This window comes from Peribacillus sp. NPDC097264, assembly GCF_050277925.1.
Classification (GTDB): Bacteria; Bacillota; Bacilli; order Bacillales; family DSM-1321; genus Peribacillus.
In genome coordinates this window covers 98,415-112,966 of the sequence record NZ_JBNNSR010000001.1, presented here as the reverse complement: position 1 = coordinate 112,966, position 14,552 = coordinate 98,415, and the positions used below count along the sequence as shown (strand labels likewise).

The 14,552-nt window shown below is 43.6% G+C and carries 16 protein-coding genes; 7 read left to right on the top strand and 9 right to left on the bottom strand.

What is annotated here, in order from left to right; translation table 11 throughout:
- Positions 1-3 precede the first annotated feature (3 nt).
- From ACQKL0_RS00555 to ACQKL0_RS00540, 4 genes are read right to left on the bottom strand one after another with little or no spacing between them, the layout of a single operon-like run.
- Positions 4-1,485, bottom strand: coding sequence for a Na+/H+ antiporter subunit D (locus ACQKL0_RS00555; protein ID WP_403125163.1), 1,482 nt, complete (start codon positions 1,483-1,485; stop codon positions 4-6).
- Positions 1,478-1,819 (bottom strand): Na(+)/H(+) antiporter subunit C, encoded by a 342-nt coding sequence (locus tag ACQKL0_RS00550; RefSeq protein WP_402871066.1) that lies wholly within the window; start codon positions 1,817-1,819, stop codon positions 1,478-1,480. The genes ACQKL0_RS00555 and ACQKL0_RS00550 overlap by 8 nt, the downstream gene beginning before the upstream one ends.
- Positions 1,819-2,241 carry a Na(+)/H(+) antiporter subunit B gene (locus tag ACQKL0_RS00545; RefSeq protein ID WP_402871069.1) on the bottom strand — a complete coding sequence of 141 codons (423 nt, stop codon included), beginning with the start codon at positions 2,239-2,241 and terminating at the stop codon, positions 1,819-1,821. The genes ACQKL0_RS00550 and ACQKL0_RS00545 overlap by 1 nt, the downstream gene beginning before the upstream one ends.
- The gene (locus ACQKL0_RS00540) at positions 2,238-4,637 is read right to left on the bottom strand and encodes a Na+/H+ antiporter subunit A (RefSeq protein WP_427650450.1); all 2,400 of its coding nucleotides are present in this window, start codon (positions 4,635-4,637) and stop codon (positions 2,238-2,240) included. Before ACQKL0_RS00540 ends, ACQKL0_RS00545 begins: the two co-directional genes overlap by 4 nt.
- Positions 4,638-4,953: 316 nt before the next feature.
- Between ACQKL0_RS00540 and ACQKL0_RS00535 the strand changes: the two genes are divergently transcribed.
- Complete coding sequence (locus ACQKL0_RS00535; RefSeq protein ID WP_402871073.1) at positions 4,954-5,526, top strand: DUF5366 family protein; 573 nt, start codon at positions 4,954-4,956, stop codon at positions 5,524-5,526.
- Positions 5,527-5,601: 75 nt separating this feature from the next.
- Here the strand turns inward: ACQKL0_RS00535 and ACQKL0_RS00530 are convergent, their stop codons facing one another.
- Both ACQKL0_RS00530 and ACQKL0_RS00525 read right to left on the bottom strand, forming a co-directional pair.
- Positions 5,602-5,859: a hypothetical protein gene (locus ACQKL0_RS00530; RefSeq protein ID WP_403125152.1), complete on the bottom strand. Its 258-nt coding sequence runs from the start codon at positions 5,857-5,859 to the stop codon at positions 5,602-5,604.
- A gap of 34 nt (positions 5,860-5,893) precedes the next feature.
- Positions 5,894-7,756, bottom strand: a complete 1,863-nt coding sequence (locus ACQKL0_RS00525) for a transglycosylase domain-containing protein (RefSeq protein WP_403125149.1) — start codon at positions 7,754-7,756, stop codon at positions 5,894-5,896.
- Between the two features lie 289 nt (positions 7,757-8,045).
- Here ACQKL0_RS00525 and kapD point away from each other — a divergent pair, with 289 nt between their 5' ends.
- Positions 8,046-8,669 carry a 3'-5' exonuclease KapD gene (kapD, locus tag ACQKL0_RS00520; RefSeq protein WP_402954291.1) on the top strand — a complete coding sequence of 208 codons (624 nt, stop codon included), beginning with the start codon at positions 8,046-8,048 and terminating at the stop codon, positions 8,667-8,669.
- A 40-nt stretch (positions 8,670-8,709) separates the two neighbouring features.
- On the opposite strand, the gene ACQKL0_RS00515 is transcribed toward kapD, so the two are convergent.
- Positions 8,710-9,096, bottom strand: a complete 387-nt coding sequence (locus ACQKL0_RS00515; protein ID WP_402871080.1) for a kinase-associated lipoprotein B — start codon at positions 9,094-9,096, stop codon at positions 8,710-8,712.
- Positions 9,097-9,276: 180 nt separating this feature from the next.
- On the opposite strand from ACQKL0_RS00515, the gene ACQKL0_RS00510 reads away from it, so the two are divergent.
- From ACQKL0_RS00510 to ACQKL0_RS00495, 4 genes are all read left to right on the top strand, one after another.
- The gene (locus tag ACQKL0_RS00510) at positions 9,277-9,867 is read left to right on the top strand and encodes a peptidylprolyl isomerase (RefSeq protein WP_402871083.1); all 591 of its coding nucleotides are present in this window, start codon (positions 9,277-9,279) and stop codon (positions 9,865-9,867) included.
- A gap of 132 nt (positions 9,868-9,999) precedes the next feature.
- Positions 10,000-10,224, top strand: a complete 225-nt coding sequence (locus tag ACQKL0_RS00505) for a hypothetical protein (protein ID WP_402871085.1) — start codon at positions 10,000-10,002, stop codon at positions 10,222-10,224.
- A 132-nt stretch (positions 10,225-10,356) separates the two neighbouring features.
- Positions 10,357-10,833 carry a GNAT family N-acetyltransferase gene (locus ACQKL0_RS00500; RefSeq protein ID WP_402989966.1) on the top strand — a complete coding sequence of 159 codons (477 nt, stop codon included), beginning with the start codon at positions 10,357-10,359 and terminating at the stop codon, positions 10,831-10,833.
- A gap of 15 nt (positions 10,834-10,848) precedes the next feature.
- Positions 10,849-11,463 (top strand): PH domain-containing protein, encoded by a 615-nt coding sequence (locus ACQKL0_RS00495; RefSeq protein ID WP_402989964.1) that lies wholly within the window; start codon positions 10,849-10,851, stop codon positions 11,461-11,463.
- Positions 11,464-11,513: 50 nt separating this feature from the next.
- Here the strand turns inward: ACQKL0_RS00495 and ACQKL0_RS00490 are convergent, their stop codons facing one another.
- Positions 11,514-12,371, bottom strand: a complete 858-nt coding sequence (locus tag ACQKL0_RS00490) for a manganese catalase family protein (protein ID WP_402989963.1) — start codon at positions 12,369-12,371, stop codon at positions 11,514-11,516.
- Between the two features lie 143 nt (positions 12,372-12,514).
- Here ACQKL0_RS00490 and ACQKL0_RS00485 point away from each other — a divergent pair, with 143 nt between their 5' ends.
- Positions 12,515-13,267, top strand: a complete 753-nt coding sequence (locus ACQKL0_RS00485; protein ID WP_402989960.1) for a TraR/DksA C4-type zinc finger protein — start codon at positions 12,515-12,517, stop codon at positions 13,265-13,267.
- A 44-nt stretch (positions 13,268-13,311) separates the two neighbouring features.
- Here the strand turns inward: ACQKL0_RS00485 and ACQKL0_RS00480 are convergent, their stop codons facing one another.
- A complete protein-coding gene (locus tag ACQKL0_RS00480; RefSeq protein WP_403125146.1) occupies positions 13,312-14,517 on the bottom strand; it encodes a MalY/PatB family protein in 1,206 nt (401 codons plus the stop codon).
- Positions 14,518-14,552: the final 35 nt, after the last annotated feature.

Below are 14,552 nucleotides of genomic sequence, written 5' to 3'. Positions count from 1 at the left end.
GCATTACTCCTTTAAAACCGCATCGATATAAATATCGGGATTCATTAATGTGTCAACGGCTTGTAAAATATAGGGGTAAACCGCTTCTGTTCCCACTCCGTATAAGACGGAAATGGCGACAAGCAGGACCGCAGGGACAAGCATTGTGTTGACCGTTGCCTTACCTAGGGTATACGCGACTTTCGGGGTTCCCCAAAAACCGTGTATGAAAATTTTCATCACAGAATATAGGACCATCAAACTTGATAGCAAGACCATCGCCAAGCCAATATAGGCTCCTTTGTCGGCTGCCCCTTGAAGGATCATCAGCTTGCCGGCAAATCCGCTGAATGGAGGGATTCCGGCCAGTGATAAGGCTGCGATGAAGAAGGTCCAGGCAAGGCCAGGATATTGCTTGATCAATCCGCCCATATTCCGTAAATCATCAGAGCCACTGATCTTAATCATGATGCCCACCAATAAAAACAGTGCGGCTTTGATTAACATGTCATGAATGATGTATAAGATCGATCCGGATAAGGCTGGTTCATTCATCAACGAAATTCCGAAGATGATGACGCCGACGGCAATGATGATATTATAAATGATGATTTTTTTAACATCCCAATAGGCGATTGCACCGATGACTCCCATGATGATGGTTAAAATCGCCAGGACTTGGAGAAACATATGGGTGAAATCTTGGTCATGATGAAACATGAGTGTATAGGTCCTGAAAATGGAATAGACCCCGACTTTGGTAAGCAAGGCTCCAAATAAGGCCATCACGGGGATAGGCGGTGCATAGTAAGAACCCGGAAGCCACTGGAATAGCGGAAAAATGGCTCCCTTCAAGCCAAAGACGATCAAGAAGCCGATCGCGATGACCGATAGGATGGCAGGTTGTCCTGCCTCTGCTATCCGCTGACTCAGGTGTGCCATATTCAACGTGCCGAGCACCGAATACAGATAAGCGACCATGATGACGAAAAAGGAGGAAGAAAGAACATTGACGGTGATGTACTTCAATGATTCCCTCAGCTGAATTTTCGTTCCTCCCAAGACAAGGAGTACGTAGGAGGCCATCAGCATGACTTCAAAAAAGACGAATAGGTTGAACAGGTCACCGGTAAGGAATGCCCCATTTACGCCAATCAGTAAAAATTGAAAGACAGGATAGTAATAATGGGCCTCACGTTCTTTCCCTATGGAGTAAAACGAGTAAACCAGTATCGCCAATCCAATGATATTCGTGGTCAGAACGAGTAAGGAGGCAAGCATGTCAGCGACAATCACAATACCGAAAGGCGCATCCCAGCTGCCGACTCCCAGTGTCAAGATCCCTTCATTATGAACGGAAAGGACCAAATAGATAGCAATCCCGATTCCGATGAGGGATGAAATGAAAGAAATCCCTCGTTGAAGCTTGATTTTTTTTGAAAAGAAAATAAGGATGATGCCTGTAAAAAGCGGTAATAAAACAGGCAAGAATGGTAGATTAATCATTTGTGTCGGTACCTCTCATTTCTTCCATATCGTCCGTCCCCAGTTCCTGGTAGGTCCGGTAGGCAAGTACTAATAAAAAGGAAGTGACACCGAAGCTGATGACGATCGCCGTTAAGATGAGAGCTTGTGGAAGCGGGTCAACATAAGACGTCGCCACATCCCCAAGCAATGGGACGGAACCTCCTTTTAAACCACCCATCGTTAAAATCAAAAGATGGGCCCCATGACTAAGCAACCCTGTACCGATGATGATCCGCAAAATGCTCTTGGATAGCATCAAGTAGGTTGCACACATAAATAGAATTCCTATGACAATGGCCATTAAAAGTTCCATTATTCACTCTCCCCTATCGTTTGAATAATGGTCATCGTTACACCAACAACCACGAGGTAAACGCCTAAATCAAAAAGTACCGCTGTATGAAGCGAGATGTGACCAAGGATGGGAAAATCGATATAACGGTACACATGAGTCATGAGCGGAACCCCGAACAGGAGCGAACCGGCTACAGTCAGGGCAGAGATGAATAAACCTGCACCTATCATCAGTTTATAGTCAATCGGCAAGATCTCCGCGACGGTTTTAATGTCATAGGCGAGTAAAAGAAGGACAATCGCCGCTGATGTCATCAATCCGCCGACAAACCCGCCCCCCGGTGAGTAGTGGCCGCCTAAAAAGATGGAAACGGAAAAAAGTAGGATAACAAAGGCCGCAACCTTTGTCACCGTTTGAAGAATCAAGTCATTTTGTTTCATGATTTATCTTTCCTCCCAGTCAGTCGCAATTTAATCATCGCGAAGATCCCGAGTGCTGCGATGGAAAGAACACTTATTTCAAACATCGTATCAAGTCCGCGGAAGTCAACGAGAATGACATTGACCACGTTTTTTCCTCCTGCTTCCTTATACGCATTTTCAAGGTAATAACTTGAAATGGAAGCAAATAGCTTATTGCTATGCGCTGATAAAGCAATCAATGTGACGATCACGCCAACGCCAATTGAAATCAAGGCATTATTCAACCTGAATGTCATCCGCTCTTCCTTCCTGCTTGCAAGTAATGGTAAATGGAAGAAACAGAGCAGGAAAAGCGCGACGGAGATGGTTTCAATGACAAGTTGCGTCAATGCCAAATCCGGTGCTCTAAGCAAGACGAAAAATAGGGAAATGGTATAGCCGACCGCCCCTAAGAGGATGATCGATGTTAAACGGGATTTCGCAAATAGAATGGCAATCGATCCAATCACGATGATAGCCGCCAAAACGACTTCATAGACGCCGAATGGAGCAAAGTTTCCTGTATCGAGTACAAAGGCATCTTTCCAGTAAAGGGAAAAGCCTAAGGAAAGGATGAAGAAAAGGAAAATCGAGAGCAGATAGTTTCGAATCGACCCTGTCATGAGAAACTTCATGATGGTAGATGCCGAGCGTTCCATCCCCTTTAATCCATGATCATAAAGGGAGTTCAATGAAAAACGGTCTGGCACTATCCGATAGATGCCGTTCCATTTGGATAACGTTTTGTATAAAATGATCCCTACCACAATGATTCCGATCGTCATCCATACTTCCGGCTGGAAACCATGCCAGAATGCGATATGAACATGATAATCCGGGTCTGCCAAGCTTGGCTGTATACTCGCCACAGCCGGCTCGATGATTGACGAAGATAGTAGATTAGGGAAAATCCCGAATACAAGGACCAAAGACGCAAGGATAATCGGTGAAATCAACATGCCAATCGGTGCTTCATGCGGTTTCTTATCCAAATGTCGAAGTTTCCCTGTAAAAGGCTTAAGAACGACAATCATGCTGTAAATGAAAGTGAAAACACTAGCAACCCAAGCCACTACCGGGAATAACACGCCCCATGTCTCCATATTGAATATATCCAGTTCCAATACATTCACCATGGCAGCCAGGAACATTTCCTTACTTAAGAACCCATTGAACGGAGGAAGCCCGGCCATGGAAAAGGCACCGATGATGGCCACCGTAAAGGTGATGGGCATCAGCTGCATCAAGCCACCAAGCTTGCGGATGTCCCTTGTACCAGTTTCGTGGTCAATAATACCTGCCACCATGAATAGACTTCCTTTGAAGGTTGCATGGTTAATCAAGTGGAAGACGGCGGCCACTGTTGCGGCCAGGTATATATTGTCTCCCAGCGTGTCATAGTGAAGGGCAGCGGCTCCGATTCCCAATAGAGACATGATCAAACCAAGCTGACTGACGGTGGAAAAGGCAAGAATCCCCTTTAAGTCCGTTTGTTTCACAGCTGAGAATGAACCCCAGAATAAGGTGACCAACCCGGCAATCGAAACGAGCCAGAACCAGACACCGGATTCCGCAAACACCGGGCTTAGACGGGCAACCAGATAAATGCCAGCCTTGACCATTGTCGCGGAATGGAGATAGGCACTGACTGGTGTCGGTGCTTCCATGGCATCAGGTAGCCAGATGTGAAATGGGAACTGTGCCGATTTAGTGAAGGCACCCAGTAAAATGAGTAGAAGAGCAGGGATGAAAAGCGGATGATCCAACAGTTCGCTGCTTTGAGCTATCAGTTCCCTTATGCTGTAGGTGTTTCCCATGATGGAAAGGAGCACGATTCCCCCAAGCATGCTTAATCCGCCAAAGACGGTGATCAGCAGGGATTTTTGAGCTCCATAACGTGAGCGTTCCCTTTCGTTCCAATACCCAATGAGTAAAAAGGATGACAAACTTGTAAATTCCCAAAATGAATAGAGAACGATTAAATTGTCGGAAAGGACCACACCAAGCATGGCGCCCATGAATAGTAAGAGAAAGACATAAAACTGGTTCAGTTTTTCTTTTTCTTTTGATAGATAAAAGATGGAATACAAAATAACGAGTGAACCAATCCCCGTTATGAGCAGAGCGAACAAAAGACCTAGTCCGTCTACATAAAAGTCAATATGTATTCCTAGTGAAGGAATCCAAGTAGCCCGTTCAGTTATGGTCTCCCCTTGTTTGGTTGAAGAAATGAACCGGGAAAAATAGCTAAATAGAAGAACGGGTAAAATCAGTACAAACCAGCCAGTATGTATTCGACGTAAATACTTGTATAAAAACGGTATTAAGATGGCCAAAAGAAATGGTGATAATACCGCCCAATGAAGCAAAGACATAAACTCCCCCCTTATAAACGAAGTCATCGCCTTATTATGCATTTTTTTACACAATCCTAGACGGTAAAGTATCTTCGTTGAATGTGTTTTTTTTATATGTGTTACGTGTCATTCCTAAAAGTATAACCCAATTTTTGAGGGTTTGCATGACATAAGGAGCGAGGAATACTGATTGATATCGAGTTTTATATATAGGTAGAAAAGGAGCGTGAAACGGCTCAAAAAATATTTTCAGAGGGGTGCAAAGAGGGGAATATATGTAAAAATCCATTGTGAAATCCTTTTATATCTTGCATAATAATAGGATAAAAGATACATGGATGGAGAAAAAATGAAAAACACGTATTTACTTAGTTATTTCCCGATCATTGCGATACTACTGTTTAGTCTGTCCTTTGCGATTTATGGGGAAATGCAGGTGCTTATCTTATTCGGGAATTTAGGAATCTATCAAGGGATGCTGGAGTTCTTTTCCGAGACAGGAATTAAGCTTGCCTTGATGATTGTGTTGTTGTTGGTCATGTTCATGGTGTTTGCAGCGCTGAAGTTAATCTCGGACACGGTCATTGAGCTTTCCCTTCTATTCTTTTCCAAAGATTCGGATGGGAAAGCATTGACGAGCATCAGGATGGGGTCGGTCATTTATGTGATCGGCGGAGCTTGTTCATTGTTCAGCGTCCAATTCCTCCCGGGGCTCATTTCCATCTTCCTTATCACGAATGTCGTGGCCCTGATTTACTTTGTGTTTAAGTTAAGCTCCAGTGTGAATGTATCTGGGCTGGTCGGGCTCATCTTCTTTCCCATCTTCGTATGGACCGCGTTAGTCGCCATCGTCGCTTATTCAGGATTGAAGTTGTATAACAGCGTGATTGCCAGCCTACCGATATAGCGAATACTCATCCATATACGGAGAAAAGAGCTGCCGGGAACATCCGGCAGCTCTTTTCATCGTGTACTTGGTTCCTTATATCAGTGCGTTGATCTTGTTTTGTATGGAAGTGGCATTCGTTGTGAACAAGATATACGTTTCAGATACAGTATGAAGCACGATACGATCCGTTGTAGCATATGGCGTGCCAATTCTAATCGCACGTTTATCTTCACCCGCATATGTATCATCTTGAGTCACCTTTATGATTTCGGAAATGGGTATTTCTATTGTGGATAGTTGCCATTTAATGATTAAATGATCCTGTGATTTTTCAATTGCGATTCCTAGCATCATAATCCCTCCGTCGTCTTATCATGACTTGCTTTTACCATTCAGCGGCTTGGCTGATTGCCTTCCATATCTCTATCTGGGGCTGTCGCGAATAGACGGCTTGCAGGTTGGCTGGCTTATCTTTCCCAACCCAGACGCCGGTTGTATAGTTTCCTGTCAGGCCGACGAACCAAATGTCTTTGGCATCATTGGTTGTGCCTGTTTTTCCCCCGATATATTCAGACGGGAAATAGGCTGAGCGTGCCGTCCCATTTGTGGTGACTTCGTGAAGAAGCTGCCGCATTTTGCTGACGGTGTCTTTATTCCACACCTTTTTCGATTGATTTTTCCATTTATAAAGAACGTTTCCTTCTTGGTCTGTGACCTTCGTGATTGCCCGTGCAGGCTGGTAGCGGCCATCATTGAATGAGGTAAAGGCATTGGTCATTTCAAGAGGGCTCATCCCGTATTCAAAACCGCCGATGGCCGAACTGATGTGGTGATCTTGGATGGACACCTTTTTGAATTGAAAGGCATTAAGATAGCTGAAGCTCTTTTCTATGCCGGTCTTTTCAAAAAGCCTGATGGCCGGCGTATTATAGGATTGTGCAAAAGCATTCCTTATAGTGACCATGCCGTAGCTCGCCCCATTGTAATTTTGTGGACAGTAGCTGTTGCTACAATAGTTTGCCCCGCTAACAAGCTGATTGATATCCGCTCCCGTTTCTTCTATATAAGGTGCATAATCCAGAAGAGGCTTTATGGTCGAACCAGGTTGCCTGTAACTTTGGTATGCCCGGTTGAAAGAATTTTTTTTATAATCCTTTCCCCCAATCAAAGAGACAAGCTGGTGCGTATGATGCTGTATAACCACTGATGCACCTTCGATATCATTGAATCCGATTTTCGATTGCATGGCCGACTTGGCCTGGGTCTGTAGATTGATATCGAGTGCCGTGTGAATGGTCACGCCAGATTTCAGAAGCTTTGTGACCTGTTCATTCAGTTTGGCTTCCGCTTGATTGCGTGTGACTTCATCCGAGCTTTTCAATGGTTTTGTCAGACCTTCCGCCGAAGCGACCAGGTTTTTCAACTCTTGATGGACATATGTCACATAATCAGGGTATAAATCGATGTTGGTGGACAAGTCCAACCTGATTTCCTTTTTAATGAGTTTATCGAATTCCTTCTGCTCCAGTTTACCTTGGACAACCATTTGTTTTAGTATCCGCTCTTGACGCTTTTTCGTGTTATCAAAGTGTTTAAGAGGGTTATAGAGTTCGGGATTATTAGGAATGGCTGCAAGAAAGGCCACTTCGGCCTTTGATAGATCCTTGATCGATTGGCTGAAGTAGAGTTGGGAAGCCGCCTCGATTCCGTAAGCCCCGTTGTTGAAGTAAATGGCATTCATATAGAGCTCGATGATTTCGGACTTGGACCGTTTCCGTTCTAGCTGGTAGGCGTAAAAGAGTTCACTTAGCTTTCGGTTATACGTCTTGTCATGGGTAAGGAAAACATTCCTGGCCAATTGCTGGGTGATGGTACTCCCGCCTTGTTTGATTGCACTCTTCTGTGAATTGACAAGCAAGGCCCTACTGATCGCGGTTATATCAATTCCCCTATGCTCATAAAATTTTTGATCTTCCGTGACAATGAACAGGTCTTCTAGAAACACGGGGATATCGTCAAGCTTCAAATAGATCCGGTTTTCTCCATTGGGAATTTCACTAATCACTTTCCCATTTGCGGCCGTCATGTAACTGGTCTGAGCCAGGTCAATCTGATCGAAGGGGATGCGTTCATCCAAGACATGATGGGGAGTTTCAGCTAAAGACCACTCCTGATAGGAAAGAAAGATGAAGATGGATAAGACAGGAACTAAGAAGAAAATCGTGATATAGCCAAGGTACGCGCGCATAGTTCAACTTCCTAACTAATATATTTTTAGTAACTTAATGGAAAAGATGTGGGTAAAAAAGAGTGGTCCTTTCGCTTCGTTTCATCCATCATAATCCAATTAAGGAAGATGATAAAGGGTTTCTTCTGAAGTTGCTTAACGCAATGGAGAAAAACTGGCTGGGTGAATGGCTCTGGCTTAATGAAAATCAAATAAAAACTTATTTCAATCTTCTGTTATAATATTCTTACGGAAAAAATAACCAAATTTAGTCGGTGGAAAGATGTCATGAATAAGGAGGGTTCGGAAAATGGATGGACAACAGCAGTATGTATTCATTGATTTTGAATTTACAATGCCCGAAGGAAAGGCAAATCCAGTTGGTTTCTACCCGGAAATCATTGAGGTCGGTTTAATCGCAGTCGTAAACGATACAGTCCAAGAACAGTTTTCTTCCTACGTTAATCCGTCAAGGTTTCCAGAATTGACGAATCGATGCAAGAAATTCCTGAATATCACCCAAAACCAGGTGGATCGTGGAATTTCATTTGAAGAATTGGTTACCTTTTTAGCAAAATTGGATGAGAAGCATCCAACGACCATCGTCACCTGGGGTAACATGGATATGAAGGTGCTTCGTCAGAACTGTCAAAAAGCAGGTCTGAATTTCCCTTTCACGGGGAAACAGAGCGATCTTTGCCTGGAATACAAGCGTTTCTTCGGAGATCAAAATCAAACGGGATTATGGAAAGCCGTACAGGCCTATGGAAAAGAGGGGACAGGTAAGCATCATAGGGCCCTTGATGATGCCATTACCACGTATAATATCTTTAAACTGGTGGAGAAAGACAAAAGTTATATGAAAAATCACGAACCGACGACAATCGGTGACCGCATCGATTTATCCAAAGTATTGAATCATTTAGCGTTATAAAAGCCAAATCAATTTCTATTGATTTGGCTTTTATTATATGTTATTTAAAATAATCCGCTGCTAGGTCTTCAAGCAGCTCCAAACTTTTGTTGTTCCATTCTGTTTGGCTTTCGGTTAAAGTGCGGGCCATCTTCTCAACAGATACCCGTAAGGATTCCTTATAATCTGGAATGTCCCCATCGTATACCCTCACCATATTCATCGGGACATTGGTTTGTTCCCGGAATGCCAGGGCACGTCGTTGATGAAACATGGATACTTCCGTTTGCTTCGGATTATGAAGGTCTCCCTGCATAGGGTGCTTCATGACTGCCAATACTTTTACAAGATATGCAGAAGGACGGATATCGGTGATTTCCCCGATATATTTCCCTGTTTTATAAATGGCGGTTACCTTATCGCCAACCTTGAATTCATGCTCGGACATTCCTTCATCCACCTTTCTTGTTCACTCCCTACATGATACATAAGTACGATGATTTTATACAATGAATTTGTTTACTGTATCAAAGATGCATTTTTTTCCGAAGTCGTGTAAAGTGTAGAAATGAAGGTTAAAGAATGGAGATATGAGCCATTTATTTAAAAACGAAAGAGGTAATGAACCATGACAACATTTCCACAATTAACAACCGAAATATCGGAAAATGAAAAAGCGGTGATCATGCAGACGACGCTTGGTGATATTAAAATCAAGCTGTTTCCCAAGCATGCTCCTAAAACAGTAGAAAACTTCTTAACACACGCTGAGAATGGATATTACGATGGAATCATCTTCCACCGTGTCATAAAGGATTTCATGCTACAAGGTGGAGATCCGACAGGTACAGGAATGGGTGGGGAAAGCATCTGGGGCACGAATTTTGAAGATGAATTCTCCATGGAACTGTTCAATCTGCGCGGAGCCCTTTCCATGGCGAATGCGGGTCCAGGAACGAACGGAAGCCAATTCTTCATCGTTCAGGCACAGCATGTAGACAGCAGAATGGGTGAACAAATGAAGCAAGCCGGATATCCGGAAGAAATCATCAGTGCTTATATGGAAAATGGCGGAACACCATGGTTAGACCACAAACATTCCGTATTCGGCCAAGTTATCGAGGGCATGGATGTTGTCGATACGATCGCCAATGTAGAGACGGTTGCGGGAGACAAGCCAGCTGTGGATGTAGTCATTAAAGGCATTACGATTTTATAAACGAAGGTACGTCAAGCGGGGGGCATAGGGCCTCTCGCTTTTTTAATTTCTAAGGGAGGAACTTGACTAGTGGATTGATTCAATAATTGTTATAATGAGGAAAAAGATCATTTTTCAGGAAGGATGAAATAGATGGACGTTCTATACTCCGCACTATTAGGTATGTTTCTTTATTTTCCGGAAGACAAAAGTGAATATATTCCCGCAGGCATTACCTGTGTCATCTTTTTGATTGCAGCTGGGTTTACGATGAGGGCCATCATCAGATACTCGAAGAAAGAAGAATTGAAGACGAAGAAGTTCGAGGAGGAAGTGACGAAAAGAAACCGGCATCTACAAGATGATTCCCTTTCTTGAACGGCTTTGTGCTTCTGACTACCTTGTTTTAGCAAAACAGGAAAACATGGAACAAATAAACTAGTTCCCATTTTGGCATAAGCATTTTATACTATAAGCTATAGAGAGAGAGTTTTGGGGGCGGAAAGTGTTATGCAAATCATAGCGAAGAGAATGATTGCGACAGATACGGTCAAGAGCTTCTTCATGGAACATTGGGAGACGACTCAAGTCGTCTTTTCAATCGGCATGTTCCATTATGCGGAACTCGATGGATTTGCGGTAATGGATGGGGATGAGAAAATCATGGGGATGGTCACGTATAAAGTGCTGAATCAACAATGTGAAATCATTTCCCTGAACAGTGAGCATGAGAATCAGGGCGTGGGCTCATCCTTACTTTATGTGATTGAGAATATCGCCAAGGAAAAGAATTGCCACTCCATTAAAGCCATTACCACGAATGATAATTTACAGGCTTTGAAGTTCTTTCAAAAACGTGGGTATGTCATTTCCGAGATTGTGAGGAATGCCGTGGAAGAATCAAGAAAGACAAAACCGGAAATCCCGTTTTACAGCTCCGATGGCATTCCAATACGGGATGAAATCATTCTCGAAAAACTAGTTTAAATAGGAGGAATGGATATGTTTAAGAAAATGGCAGCAGATGCTCTGGGTCTCAGTGATATAGGAAGTGTGATTAAGCCTGCTGATTATGATAAGGTCGATGCTGATGATTACATCATGCATGAAGATGACGAGAAAATTTATTTCCTGATTAAATCGAAAACGGATGAATATTGCTTCACGAACCAAGCGTTCATCCATCTCGACGGAACAAGTGCCATCAGCAAGAAACGGATGCTGACCAGATATAGCTATAGCCAGTATGAGTTTTCGCATGTGACATTAGAAACCGCTGGTACCGTCGATTTAGATGCTGAGATTAAATTCTCGATCGGTGCTAAAACCTTCTCGATTGACGTGCATAAGAAATTCATCGAGGAATTGAAGGATCTATTTAAATCACTCGTTAAAATTTCGGAAATTTGCCATGAGAATGCCTATGCCCTTCAATTTGCGCAACAAAGCGTAAACTTGGCCTCATCGACATTGAATCAAGTCCGTACAGATGGCAGTCAAATGGTGTCCAGCTTCAAGGATATCAATGCCGTTGCGTTTGACTGGTTGATGGATAGCCGCAAGAAGTACCATGTGAAAGATTTCGGGTATGTGTTCGAAAAATATATCAATAATTAATATCCATAATCCATACAAAAGCGGACACAGCGATGTGTCCGCTTTTTCGTTTAGTTATTGAGGTCATTCAAACCTGGAGCATGTTCACTAGGCATGTCCGGCATCTCTGGAACTGGAAATCCTTTAGGTGGTTCCATGACAGAAAGATTGCCGCCATTACGGCTTGGTGTCTCCCCTTGGAATACTTCGCCGATCCGGGTTTGGTCAAGCCTGAAGTTGAATTGGGCATTATGGTAGCCCAAATCTACATATTTCCGGCATTCCGGATATTTATTCAGGTCATAATTTGGGACAGGGAAGATTTTACCCCAATCCACTCCCAGTGTTTCTAAAGCCTTTGCAAACGCATTTTGATGGGCGTTGTCACGTACCATGAGGAACGCAATGGTTTCACGCAAGGTTTTATTGGAGCTCATTTCATAAATTCTCGATTTTTGAAGGACCCCCGTCGATTCAAGCATCACATTGTTTAAAAGGTTGGCAATTAAGTTTCCATGATCGTATACCCATGACCCATTCCAAGGGTTGCCTCCTGCATCTACGGGAAGGGAAGCTTTGGCACCGATGATAAAATGATGAGGGTTCGCACCAGACTGGATCACTTCCTCAAGCGGGGCACCATTTGGACCTGAATTTCCCGGCAGGTTCCCACCTGCTTCATTAAGTAACTGATTGATTGTGGTCTGAACAAGCTCCACATGGCTCAGTTCCTCAAGGAACACCCCTCGGATTAAATCCCGATATTTTTTTTCCTTGCCGCGGAAGTTGGCGCTTTGAAACGAAAACTGCATCAATGTACGCATTTCTCCGAATTGGCCACCGAGCGCTTCTTGAAGAACTTTTGCAGCATTGGGATCGGGTTTGTCCGGTACGATCATATTAATTAGATCCTCTTTATAAAAATACAATGAGATAGCCTCCTTTAAGATTTGGTATCATTAGTTAGTTTTTGCAGGATTGTTCAATTTATTCTCGAGGGAAAAAATACCTTTATGGAATGCGCCAAAGAGAGAAATACTAGGGAAAGGTTGATTATGAAAGGGTGTTGCATATGCTATCCAATCAGCAACTAAATAGCTTCCAACAGCAACTTCAGCAAACGAAGCACCGGTTGGGAGAGCAATTAGAGGAATCTTACGCACTTGGCTTAAGAAAGAACGTACGAAATTGGACAGGGGAACTATCCGTGTATGATAACCATCCGGCGGATCAAGGAACGGAATTATTCGAACGTGAAAAAGATTTGGCACTTGGGGAGCATTATCGTGATGAAATCAGGGATATCGATCGAGCGCTTAAGGCCATTGATGAAGGGAATTATGGAAAATGTGAGGTTTGTTCGAAGGAGATTCCGCTTGAAAGGCTGAATATTGTTCCGACCACGACTTTTTGTGTGGAGCATAGCCCATCTCAAGAGACTTCCCATAATCGTCCGGTCGAAGAGGAGGTGCTTGGTCCAAGCTTCGCCACATATGATTGCGATGGGACGAGCTCTGTCGGATATGATGCGGAAGATAGCTGGCAAGACGTAGCTAGATATGGTACATCGGAGACGCCTTCCGACTTTGCCTATCCACCAAGTGATTATGAGGATACGTATATCGATTCGTCTGAAAATGTAGGATTCGTCGAGAACTATGAGAATATAGCCGGTGTGGATCTATATGGGGAAAACTTAACGGTTTATCATAACGTCCAATACCAGGAAATAGAAGATGATTTAATAGAAGAGGATACTCAGACTCCCTTTGGAGATTTGCCGCGTTATGAAAAAGATCCGTATGTCGAGGAAGAAAACCAATAGCCAAAAGCAAAGAACCAGGCAATTCGCCTGGTTCTTTGTCTGTTTTATGAAAAAGCCAGTTTGAGACGAGTTAATCCATCTTGCAGCAGGCTGAGTGAACAGCCGATATTCATCCGGACAAATCCTTCTCCGCCTGCACCATATTTTGTTCCAGGCTCTAAGGCGATTTTTCCTTTATGGATCAGTCGTTCTTGTATTTCCTTATCGGAAAGACCGAGTTCGCGACAGTCAATCCATAGGAGGTAAGAGGCATCAGGATGCATGACGCGAAGGGAAGGAATTTCAGCAGAAATGAACGCCTCGGCCACTTTAACATTTTCTTCAATATACTCAATCAAATCGGTGAGCCAACTAAGCCCATCCCGGTAGGCGGCTTCCATGGCCGTTAAGGCAAAAATATTCAAACCGTGAAAGGCCTGTCTTGTTTGGGCATTCTGCAGTTTGACCTGGAGCTCTTTATTGCTGGTAATCAAGAACGAGGCCTGTAGCCCAGCGATATTGAACGTTTTGCTTGGTGCCATTAACGTGACCGTGATTTCGGCTAACTTGTCCGCCAATGAAGCGATAGGATGATGCATGGCTGTTGAGTGAAAGAGGTCTGCATGGATTTCATCGCTGACAATGGTGACATGATGGGCCAAGCAAAGTTCCCCGATGCGCAATAACTCCTCCTTTGTCCAAATGCGACCGCCAGGATTATGGGGACTGCAAAGGAGGAATAGCTTAACGCCGGTCTTCAACTTTTCCTCAAGATCTTCAAAGTCGATTGCAAATCTGTTAGCTTCCAAGAGAAGGGGACTATTGACGACTTCCCGTCCATTGTTTTTAATCATGTCGAAGAAAGGGGTATAGACAGGAGATTGCACCAGAATCTTATCCCCAGGTTCCGTAAAGGCCTGAATGGTGGAACCGATGGCTGAAACGACGCCAGAACTGAATGTGATCATGTCTTTTGTGATGGACCATTGATGCCGGTCTTTCACCCATTTTTGAATCTCGCCGTACACCGACTCTGAAGGGACGGTATATCCGAAGACCGGATGATTCGCTCGTTCGATTAATGCTTTTTGAATAGGTTCAGGAGAAGGGAAATCCATATCGGCCACCCACATAGGCAGGATGTCTTCCCTGCCATATAATGATGTAAGGGCCATTTTGTCCCACTTTACAGAACCGGTATGTTCCCTACTGATGTGTTCATCAAAAATAGATCTGTTCAATATATTCACCGCCAAATCATTTTTTATCATGCCCTGTTAACGTCTTAACGAAAAGATACTTGTTA

Excerpts from the sequence above, each read along its gene's own strand:
- ACQKL0_RS00555 (WP_403125163.1), bottom strand. The coding sequence starts at position 1,485 with ATGATTAATCTACCATTCTTGCCTGTTTTATTACCGCTTTTTACAGGC.
- ACQKL0_RS00550 (WP_402871066.1), bottom strand. The coding sequence starts at position 1,819 with ATGGAACTTTTAATGGCCATTGTCATAGGAATTCTATTTATGTGTGCA.
- ACQKL0_RS00545 (WP_402871069.1), bottom strand. The coding sequence starts at position 2,241 with ATGAAACAAAATGACTTGATTCTTCAAACGGTGACAAAGGTTGCGGCC.
- ACQKL0_RS00540 (WP_427650450.1), bottom strand. The coding sequence starts at position 4,637 with ATGTCTTTGCTTCATTGGGCGGTATTATCACCATTTCTTTTGGCCATC.
- ACQKL0_RS00535 (WP_402871073.1), top strand. The coding sequence starts at position 4,954 with ATGGATGGAGAAAAAATGAAAAACACGTATTTACTTAGTTATTTCCCG.
- ACQKL0_RS00530 (WP_403125152.1), bottom strand. The coding sequence starts at position 5,859 with ATGCTAGGAATCGCAATTGAAAAATCACAGGATCATTTAATCATTAAA.
- ACQKL0_RS00525 (WP_403125149.1), bottom strand. The coding sequence starts at position 7,756 with ATGCGCGCGTACCTTGGCTATATCACGATTTTCTTCTTAGTTCCTGTC.
- kapD (WP_402954291.1), top strand. The coding sequence starts at position 8,046 with ATGGATGGACAACAGCAGTATGTATTCATTGATTTTGAATTTACAATG.
- ACQKL0_RS00515 (WP_402871080.1), bottom strand. The coding sequence starts at position 9,096 with ATGTCCGAGCATGAATTCAAGGTTGGCGATAAGGTAACCGCCATTTAT.
- ACQKL0_RS00510 (WP_402871083.1), top strand. The coding sequence starts at position 9,277 with ATGACAACATTTCCACAATTAACAACCGAAATATCGGAAAATGAAAAA.
- ACQKL0_RS00505 (WP_402871085.1), top strand. The coding sequence starts at position 10,000 with ATGGACGTTCTATACTCCGCACTATTAGGTATGTTTCTTTATTTTCCG.
- ACQKL0_RS00500 (WP_402989966.1), top strand. The coding sequence starts at position 10,357 with ATGCAAATCATAGCGAAGAGAATGATTGCGACAGATACGGTCAAGAGC.
- ACQKL0_RS00495 (WP_402989964.1), top strand. The coding sequence starts at position 10,849 with ATGTTTAAGAAAATGGCAGCAGATGCTCTGGGTCTCAGTGATATAGGA.
- ACQKL0_RS00485 (WP_402989960.1), top strand. The coding sequence starts at position 12,515 with ATGCTATCCAATCAGCAACTAAATAGCTTCCAACAGCAACTTCAGCAA.
- ACQKL0_RS00480 (WP_403125146.1), bottom strand. The coding sequence starts at position 14,517 with ATGATAAAAAATGATTTGGCGGTGAATATATTGAACAGATCTATTTTT.